General features: G+C 64.9%; 7 protein-coding genes. 1 reads left to right on the forward strand and 6 read right to left on the reverse strand.

Going from position 1 to position 9,133, the window contains the following annotated elements:
- Nucleotides 1-131: 131 nt before the first annotated feature.
- From E8E95_RS06130 to E8E95_RS06145, 4 genes are all read right to left on the reverse strand, one after another.
- The gene (locus E8E95_RS06130) at nucleotides 132-1,091 is read right to left on the reverse strand and encodes a homocysteine S-methyltransferase family protein (protein WP_280349010.1); all 960 of its coding nucleotides are present in this window, start codon (nucleotides 1,089-1,091) and stop codon (nucleotides 132-134) included.
- 365 nt (nucleotides 1,092-1,456) lie between these two features.
- The gene (locus tag E8E95_RS06135; RefSeq protein ID WP_280349012.1) at nucleotides 1,457-2,608 is read right to left on the reverse strand and encodes a catalase family protein; all 1,152 of its coding nucleotides are present in this window, start codon (nucleotides 2,606-2,608) and stop codon (nucleotides 1,457-1,459) included.
- A gap of 51 nt (nucleotides 2,609-2,659) precedes the next feature.
- Nucleotides 2,660-4,534: a di-heme-cytochrome C peroxidase gene (locus E8E95_RS06140; protein ID WP_280349014.1), complete on the reverse strand. Its 1,875-nt coding sequence runs from the start codon at nucleotides 4,532-4,534 to the stop codon at nucleotides 2,660-2,662.
- Nucleotides 4,535-4,619: 85 nt separating this feature from the next.
- A complete protein-coding gene (locus E8E95_RS06145; protein ID WP_280349016.1) occupies nucleotides 4,620-5,723 on the reverse strand; it encodes a GNAT family N-acetyltransferase/peptidase C39 family protein in 1,104 nt (367 codons plus the stop codon).
- Nucleotides 5,724-5,948: 225 nt separating this feature from the next.
- Between E8E95_RS06145 and E8E95_RS06150 the strand changes: the two genes are divergently transcribed.
- Nucleotides 5,949-7,232, forward strand: a complete 1,284-nt coding sequence (locus E8E95_RS06150) for a sigma-54 dependent transcriptional regulator (RefSeq protein WP_280349018.1) — start codon at nucleotides 5,949-5,951, stop codon at nucleotides 7,230-7,232.
- Between the two features lie 3 nt (nucleotides 7,233-7,235).
- On the opposite strand, the gene E8E95_RS06155 is transcribed toward E8E95_RS06150, so the two are convergent.
- Both E8E95_RS06155 and E8E95_RS06160 read right to left on the reverse strand, forming a co-directional pair.
- Nucleotides 7,236-7,832 carry an NAD(P)H-dependent oxidoreductase gene (locus E8E95_RS06155; protein ID WP_280349020.1) on the reverse strand — a complete coding sequence of 199 codons (597 nt, stop codon included), beginning with the start codon at nucleotides 7,830-7,832 and terminating at the stop codon, nucleotides 7,236-7,238.
- A gap of 518 nt (nucleotides 7,833-8,350) precedes the next feature.
- Nucleotides 8,351-9,133, reverse strand: a 783-nt coding sequence (locus E8E95_RS06160) for a methyl-accepting chemotaxis protein (RefSeq protein ID WP_280349022.1), incomplete at its 5' end; no start/stop codon positions are given.

Genomic DNA, 9,133 nt, shown 5'->3' on the forward strand with positions numbered 1-9,133 from the left:
TTCGGAGGGGCGCTCCTGCTTTCTGTGGGGGCGATTTCAATCGCTGAGCAGGACGAAGTCCTGCCCGCCAACGTTCAGGGCCGCTGCGCGGCCCATAGCGATTGAAATCGCCCCCACAAGGAAGGTGACACCTACAACGCAGCGCGGAACAGCGGCTTGCACGCCTTGGCCATCTGCTCGATATGGCGGTGGTCGGTGCCACAGCAGCCGCCCATGACATTGATATGCGGCAGGCGCTGGCGCAGTCGGGCGTACTGGGCGCCCAGTTCTTCGGGGTCGCCGCTGTCCAGCGCGGTGGCCTCGTTCAGTTCGGCGTGGCTCTTGCGCGAGGCATTGGCGCGAAGCCCGCGAATGCGTTGCACCCAGCGGCTGCCCGGAACGAGCACTTCCGCGAAATGGTCCGGGTGAGCGCAGTTGATCATGTAGTAGGCCGGGTAGGACGCCGTGGCCTTGTCCACGTACTCGAGGGCTTCCTTCAGGCCTTGGCCGGTAGGAAGCCTGCCATCGGTTTCCACCGTGAAGGCAATGGCTACGGGCAGCTGCGCCGCGCGTGCCGCCAGCACGACCCCCAGGGCTTCCTCCACGTAGTTCATGGTCATCGCGGTGATCATGTCGGCGGCGGTTTCGGCGAACACGCCAATCTGCTCGCTGTGGTACTCCTGCGCCTCGTATTCATCCATGGCCTCATCGGCGATGTAGCCGTCGCCCCGGGGACCGACGCAGCCACTGATCACCACCGGCGTGCGACCGCTTTCCACTTCGCTGCGCAGCGTTTCCAGCAGGGCGATGGCCTGGCGATTGGCCTCGGCCAGTCCTTGCGGCGTGAAACCGAGATGACTGGCCCAGTCGGGATTGGCGCGCCAGGTCGGGCTCTCGAGGATCAAGCCGGTGCCGTAGTGGCTGGCGATGGCGCAGTAGGCGCGGAAGTACTTGCGCAGCGCCTCCTGCCCATCGGGGTAGTTGAGCAGCACGAAGGCGGCGAAGTCGGGGAGGGCAAGCCCCTCATGGAAGACCAGGGTGGTCTCGATGCCCCCATCGGTCAGGAACAGTTCGCCCTCCAGTTGCGGCAGGGCTTCGCGATATTGCGCCATGGTCTGGGCTCCGTGACCTGTAAAGGATCGCTGTCCGGAGCGGGCTTCTGGCGAAGACGGGGCGGGCAGCCGGGCTGGCCTCGGGCTGGTTCCGCGATTGATGGGTTGGCCCGTAGGCGATGCACCGGGCGGGCTCTGGGCGCCCGGCGGGTAAGAAAAATGCTAGCACTGGCGCGAGGTGCGGCCCGGCTGGGCTGATGGGTGGGGCTGGCGCTGGACAGGGGGTTAGGAGTTGTGGGGGCGATTTCAATCGCAAGGCAGGACAGAGTCCTGCCTGGGACGGGGGTAGCTTCGCTGCCCTTGGCGAATGAATTCGCCCCTACAGAAAAGCGATTGCCCGGTGGCGATCAGGAAGCGAGACCGCCTTAAGGCGTGGTCGCGTCGCTCGCTCCGTTACGCTCATGGCGATACGCACTCACCGCTTCGTACACCGCCTTGCGCAGACGGTTGATGCCGCCGATGGGGCGGTGCTCGGGCAGGCCGTGCCAGGGGTTGAAGGACAGGTTGTCGCAAGCGACGTTCTGCTCACGGCTGTCGAAGTCCTGAGCCGGAACCTTGATGGTGGCGACGGTCACGAAGGGCGAGATGGACTCGTCCCACTCGACGCTGGTGTCCTCGATCGGCATGTAGTGCTGGGCATTCTGCTTCTGCACCTGGAAGGCGAAGCAGGCCGGCACGCGGTCCAGCGACAATTGCTGATACAGGGCGTTGCGCAGGAAATTGGGAAGTGCGGTGTTCTGCTCAGGCAACTCGTACGGCGGGCAGCTCTGCGGGTCGGGGATGACGCGGTATTTGATATTCGCCTCGCCCAGCTTGTACGGCGAGATGGAGCTGTAGGTGGCATCGACCGGGCTGTCGGGGGCTGGCGCCAGGGTCTTGAGGGCGATGACCAGGTGGCGGATTTCCCAGGTGCGTGGGTCCCAGCTGGGGAAGAAGGCACCGACCTTCTGGCCATTGGCCTGGGCATTGAAGTTCTGCCGGTACTGGGCCACGTCGCGTACGAAGAACACCGGATGGTTGAACATCACGAAATCCTGTTCGTTGGCGTGCGTGGGGCTTTTCATCAGCTTCTCGCCGGGCACGTCGAGCAGTTTGATCGCCATGCCGCGAGCATCGCGCGCGCTGTCGAACTGCGGGAAGGCATTGCCGTTGGAGAGGCGAATCACGGCTTCCCAGGTCTTGCCCGGTTCGGCGAAGACGCCGGCGCGCAGCCCTTGATCCAGTTCGGCAACCACGCTGACCTGCGCCTTCACGCAGCCATGGGCCTTGGCGTGGGCATCGCGGAGTACGCGGGTGTTGTCGCGGTGTTGTTCGACGATGCGGACGGCGTCATCGATGATGGCGCGGGTCTGCGCTGCCTCATCGGCCGGGATGACTTCCTCGGTCGGGACGGGGCCGGAGAATTTCCACCCGTAGTAGGCCTCGCCCACCAGCCAGCCGATCAGGCCGACCACCAGTACGAAGAGCGTGAGCTTGCCGAGGAATCGGCCGAGCCAGAGCCAGAAGCGCTTGAGCATGGGAGCTGGAGTCCTTGTTCTTGGGGGCCTTGTCCTTGGGTGTGCCAGGGCTCAGCCCTGGCAGTCCGGGCCGGGATTCCAGGGTTTGGCCTGGACGGGAGTGAGCTGGCTTTCCTGCGCAGGGTTGCCCAGCACCTTGAGGTACTCGATCAGGGCCAGTCGCTCGTCTGGCGACAGGGCGCGGCCGATTACGCCGCCCTTGCGGCAGCCGTCGCGGAACTCGTGACCGTGGTTTCCGTTGCCCTTGATCGAGGTGTCCAGCAGGAAGCTGCCGGGGAAGGCGTTGGTCTGGAAACCGACGAACTTCGGGTCGTACTCGAAGCTTCCGACGTGGAACTGGGTCGCGCGTTCGGTGATGGGCGAGAGCAACTGGAACAGGGTCGGTACCGAACCGTTGTGCAGGAATGGCGGTGTCGCCCAGATGCCGTCCAGGGGGCGTGCCTTGTAGCCGCGCTTCTCCTGCACGCCAATGGGCAGGCCGAAGCCGTCCATGTTCGCCCGCTCTTCGCCGGAGATGCCGGCCTGCTTGTACGCCTGTTCTTCGACGAAGGAGGTGATGTAGGCCAGGCCCTTGGCACTGGAGATCTTGCTGAAGTCCACCTGCTCCAGGTTCGCACCGAACAGCTTCACGTCGAGCTTGGCCAGTTGTTCGCGGGTCCAGCCCAGCTTGCTGATGTCGAAACGGTGATCGGCGATGTTGTCCGCCGTGGTGGAGTCGGTGCCGACGATTTCGACTGCCACGATGCGCATGTGCCATTCCGGGTCACGGCCAGGCGCCATGCGTTGCTCCGGCGGCACGACGTTGGGCGCGTGGCAGTAGGCGCAGTTTTCGACGAACAGGGCGCGGCCCTGGCTGGCGCGGGCCAGGTCCACCTTGCCGAAGACGGCTTCCGGCCAGGTGGGTGGGGCGAGCTTCTTCAAGGTTTCTTCGAGGGTATGGAGGTCACGCACGCGCACGCTGGAGGCGTAGCGGTCGGCTTCCGGCACTTGGCCACCGTCCGCCTGGAACAGGTGCAGGCTGGCGCCCACGCCGAGCGCTTCGCCGATGTTGCGGGCCATGGGTTGCATCGCCGAGCCGTTCCACTGCACCCAGTCGAATTTCCAGATATCCCAGAGATGCGGGTAGCTCACCGGGGCATCGGCGATACGGTAGTTGTCGGGGCTGATGGCGTCGCCGTAAACGCTGTTGGCGATGCGGCCAAAGGCATCGGTGCGGCCGAAGCCTTCCTGGGTGGGATAGAGCCCGCGATGGGTATCGTTCCAGGCGGTGCCGAGCAGGCGGTCGAGGACCTGCTTGAACTCGCTGCGCAGCGCCTTCTTGCCTTCCGGGTAGCGCTCCCCCAGCACCTCTTCGGCGAAGCGGCTGAACTTCAGCGGGTTGTAATAGGTGAACGCCATGCTCATGCCGAGCGCCTGGCCGAAGCTGCCGCCGCGTAAGGTCGGGACGGTGGACGCCAGCGAATGCAAGGCTGCGCCGCCGTCGATGCGCACGGCCTGTCCCTTGTAACGCAGCTCGCCGGTATGGCAGGCCGCGCAACTGATGTCCAGGTACTGGACGCCGGTTTTCTCGTCTTCGTGGCGTGCCATGCCTACCGGCAGGTTGCCGGGGTTCAGGGGGGTGGCCTTCTGTTGCGGATCGACCAGGAAACCGAAGCGCGCGAGGTATTCAGGGCGGGCGAACTTGTCCTGGGAGAAAGGCAGCTCCAGGGCGGTGAACCATTCGTAGCGCAGACCTTTAACCGTGGTGCCCTGGGGCGTGTAGTAGTAGGTCTGGCGCTCCTGGTCGCTCCACTGCTCCTGATAATGCAGCTGGCTGGGTGCCTGGTAGGTCGGAAGGTTGGGATTGGCGATGTAATAAAGGACGACCGCCAGGCCGGCGAGCAGGAGAAAAAGCACCAGCCATAGGACACGGCGTAGGAGGCGCATCAGATACTTCCCTGTAACTTGACGAAAATTTCCTACCTTATGCCAATCGATAGGGGTGTTGGCAAGGTGCTACTACGCAATAGTGCTAAGTCACGCGTGGATAGAGCACCACCGCCGCACGGCGCTTGCCCTGGCCAAACCGGCTGATGCGTTCGAACTCGCTGTGGGTCACCGGCACATGCTGGCAGTCCTGGGGGCGCCGTTGCAGGCTGCGCTCGGCGTTGGGGTCGTGCAGGTAGATGAAGTTGCGGTCGCAGTCAGTGACCAGAACCCAGTGCGGCGCCCGGCTGCGGCTGCGGCGATGGCCGTCCACCAGTACCAGGGGCTGACCTCCGGCCTCCAGCAGCGGCCTCAGGTCCAGCTCGTCACCCACGTGCTGCTCGATATCGGTGTCCTGCAGGGCGCTGCAGAAGTCTTCGTGGGCCTGGCGAATCACCTCGCGCTTCCCGGCATTACGCTCTTCGTCGAGAAACAGCGGGCCGCGGTCGCTCAGTTCCAGCCTGACCCGGTAGCCGCGTCGCCACGCGGCCAGCGCCAGGCCATGCGGACTGCACCCGCCGTGGCCGCCTTGCATGTGCACGCTGCTGGCTTCGCGCCACAGGCGCAATTCGTCCTGGTGGTTGCCGGCCGTATCCCCGTCCAGCGCGCCCATGGCCATCAACAGGCAGGCCGGGCCGCAGGTGAACTCGGTGGTCTGGTGGTAATAGGGCACCGGCCGATGCAGCGCCTGCGGGTGCTGGACGACACGCTTCTCCATGCGCAGCGCTTCACGATGGTCAGGGAAGAAGTCGGTCAGCAGCCCGAGATTGCTGTAGCCGTTGCGCTCGAACAGGCTGACCGCCTGGCGATCATCCGGGCAGACCTCCAACCGCAGGTAGGCGCAGTCATGCTCGCGGGCGCTGGTTTCGGCGGCGATCAGCAGGCGCTGGCCGATGCCGTTGCCGCGGGCACGTGGGTCGGTGGCGATGGAGTGCAGGCGGGCCAGGCTGCTGCCCCGGCGGAACAGTACAAGGGCGTAACCGAGGAGGGCCTGGCCGTCGCCCTCGGCCACCGTCAGGCTGGCATTGGCTTCCAGGATCATCCAGCGAAATTGCTGTCGGTTGAGGCGGGGCACCTCGAAGCAGCGGCTCTCCAGTTCCACCAGTGTCGACAAGTCGTCGAGCCTGGCCTCACGCAGAAGCAGGTTCATGGCAGGGCCTGCAAGGCAGGGAAGGAATCGACCGAGTATTGGCCTTGATTGGCACGCTGTCGAGACGCTTGATGGGGGGCTTATACCCCTGTGAGCGCGGAGGGAAATTGCGCTTATAGAGAAACGTTCCATAGGGCGTCAATGTTCTTGCTAGCGTTACAAATAGCGCCAACAAGCTATTGTTTTTATTGATAAAACAATTTTTTGGCGTCAAGGAAGGTAATCTTGGAAGCGCTCTCCTCTGCACCGAGACGTCTATTGCTGGTCGACCCGTGTGACCACTGCCGGCGAATGCTGCCGCACCTTGAAGAGGCCGGCTGGTCGGTGTCCAGCCAGGACCTCGACCAGGCCCTGGCGGCCAGTTACGACATAGGGCTGCTGCGCTTGCGTAGCGATCACCTGAAACGCCCGGAAGGGGTGAAGCACCTGATCAGCCGCAGCGGCACCGAATGGATTGCCCTGGTCGATCCGTTGAGCGAACCCGTGCCTGGCCTGGATGAGTTCATCGGCGAGTGGTTCTTCGATGCCCTGGTGCTGCCAGTGGACATGCCGCGTCTGCAAGGCCTGCTCGGGCGGGCGTTCGGCATCGCGCGTCTGCGCGGCATCGGCAATCGCCGTGGGGATCAACACGAGCTGCTGGGCCAGAGTCGGCCGCTGCGGGACCTGCGCAAGCAACTGGCGCGCCTGGGGCCGAGTGAAAAGCCGGTGTTGATCCTGGGTGAAAGCGGCAGCGGCAAGGAACTGGTGGCGCGCACCCTGCACCGGATGTCGCGACGGGTGGGCGGGCCCTTCGTCAGTTTCAACTGCGGCGTGTTGCCCGAACCGGAAACCGCGAGCCTGCTGTTCGGTCATCAGGGCAAGGTGGCATCTGCCAATGGCGGCACGCTGTTCCTCGACGCCATTCATGAGCTTCCCTCGAGCCAGCAGGAGCGCTTGCTGACCTGCCTGCGCTCGCGGACTTTGCGTCACGCCGACGGGGAAGTGCTGGCGCTGGATATCCGCGTCCTGGCCTCTACGCGGGAGGAGTTGGGCGAACTGGTGGAGCAGGGGCATTTCCACCCTGGCTTGTGCCAGTGGCTGGACCAGAACCGTCTGATGATCACCCCGCTACGCAAGCGCCAGGGCGATATTGCCTTGTTGGCGAGCTACTTCGCCGACCTCTACAGCCTGGAGGCGGGCCGTCGGCCCAGCCATTTCAGCGAAGAAGCCCTGGCGGCGATGGTCCGCCACCGCTGGCCCGGCAACGTGCGCGAGCTTGCCAGTCGGGTCCGGCGGGGCTACGCACTGGCGGAAAGCGGCCCCATCGAAGCGGCTGACCTGGGATTGCATAGCGCGCTGGTGGATGGCGCGTTGCTGGGAACGCTGGAGGATTACAAGCGCCGGGCGGAGTACCAGGCGCTGTGCGATGCGTTGGCCCACTACAGCAGCAACCTCAGCCATGCGGCCAAGGTGCTGGGTGTGTCGCGACCGACTTTCTATCGGCTGCTGCACAAGCATCAATTGCTGTAGCGATCACATACCGTTGGCGAATGCCGGGATGCTCATGTCGATGGCTTCACGAACCGGTTTCAGGGCCACCGCGTAGCGCGCGAGGATATCCAGGTCGTAATCCATGCGGGCACGGATGCGCTGGTCGTCTTCGCTCACCGGCTCGATGTCGTTCAGCACTTTTTCTACGCCACGAATGATCAGGTGCTCCGGCAGGTAGCAGAGGCGGCAGTTCTTGTAGCTGGATGCGCGCAGCTCGCTGATGGGGTAGCCGCCGCCGATGCCGGAGGAAACGCCTACCAGCAGACCCGGCTTGTGGGCCAGCTCGGCTTTGCTGGCGTAGATGAAGAAGTTCTTGATGGCCGGGCAGGCCATGCCATTCCACTCGGGGGCGATCACGACCACTGCATCGGCGTCGCGCAGTTGCTGCTGGTATCCGCTCCAGGGGCCGGTGTCTTCGGCTGGCCACAAGGGCAGCGGACCCGCACCGAGATCGATGATGCTGCAGGACGTGGGGCTTACCTTATCGAGGTCGATCAGGCGCTGGCGGATGAAGCGGGCGACCTTGCCCGACTGGCTGTTTGCGCGGCTGGAGCCGGCGATCAGGACCATATTCAGCATCTGGGGGTTCCTTGTTTAGACCGGGAGGCAGGCTAGCCGGGGTACTGATCGGCGGCAAGCGATTGGGCGCCAGTTTGATGTGCGGATGGTGACAGGAAGGAGAAAGAGAGGAGTGAGTCGTGCTTTTTCGCGAATGAATTCGCTCCCACAGAAGAGCAGAGCGCCGGCTGCGGGCACGGAGTTGCCGGCGCGTGTCACCCCTCGCCTTCTGGGAGAGGGGCCGGGGCGGGCCGCGTTCGGATGAGGGAAGTCAGGCGTGGCTGGGTGTTCGTAGGGCAGACCTGCGGTCTGCTTGGCGAATGAATTCGCCCCTACAGAAGAGCAGAGAGTTGCCGGCAAGCACGGAGCGGCCGGCGCGCGTCACCCCTCTCCTCTTCAGGGAGAGGGGCCGGGGGAGAGGGTGGCTCGGCCGGGTGCGGATTTCCCAGGGCAGACCTACGGCCTGCTTAGCGAATGAATTCGCCCCCACAAAAAAGCAGCCCCTCACCCGTTTGCGGGAGAGGGGCGAAAGAGGGTTGTCAGGCGCGGAACTGCGCCATCAGCCCCTGCTGGTGGTTGGCCAGGCGGTTCAGTGCCTGGCTGACCTGGGCGGATTCCTCGGCCTGGCCGGAAAGCGATTCGGTGACGTCGCGGATCGCCGCCACGTTGCGGTTGATCTCCTCGGCCACCGCGCTCTGTTCCTCGGCCGCGGACGCGATCTGCAGGTTCATGTCGGTGATCACCGTCACCGCCTCGCCGATGCGCTGCAGGGCGGTCACCGCCTGTTCCACCTGCTCGACGCTGCCCTGCGCCTGGCGGTGGCTGCTGTGCATCGAGCCGACCACTTCGCGGGTGCCGTGCTGCAGGCCTTCGATCACCTGGCGGATTTCCTCCACCGAATCCTGGGTGCGCCTGGCCAGGTTGCGCACTTCATCGGCCACCACCGCGAAACCACGTCCGGCCTCGCCGGCCCGCGCCGCCTCGATGGCGGCGTTGAGGGCCAGCAGGTTGGTCTGCTCGGCGATCGCGCGGATCACTTCCAGCACCGAGCCGATCTGCTCGCTGCTGTTGGCCAGTGCCTGCACCTCTTCCATCGCCGCACTCATCTCGCTGGCCAGTTGCTCGATGGCACTGGTGGTCTTGCCGATCACGCCGAGGCCTTCCTGGGTGGCATGGTCGGCGCCGCGGGCGGCTTCGGCGGCCTGGGCGGCGCTGCGGGCGACGTCCTGGGCGGTGGCACTCATCTCGTTGGAGGCGGTGGCCACCTGGTCCACTTCGCGGTACTGCTGCTGCATGCCGGCGCTGGTCTGGCTGGCGATGGC

The organism is Pseudomonas sp. BN414 (assembly GCF_029871275.1).
Taxonomy (GTDB): domain Bacteria; phylum Pseudomonadota; class Gammaproteobacteria; order Pseudomonadales; family Pseudomonadaceae; genus Metapseudomonas; species Metapseudomonas resinovorans_C.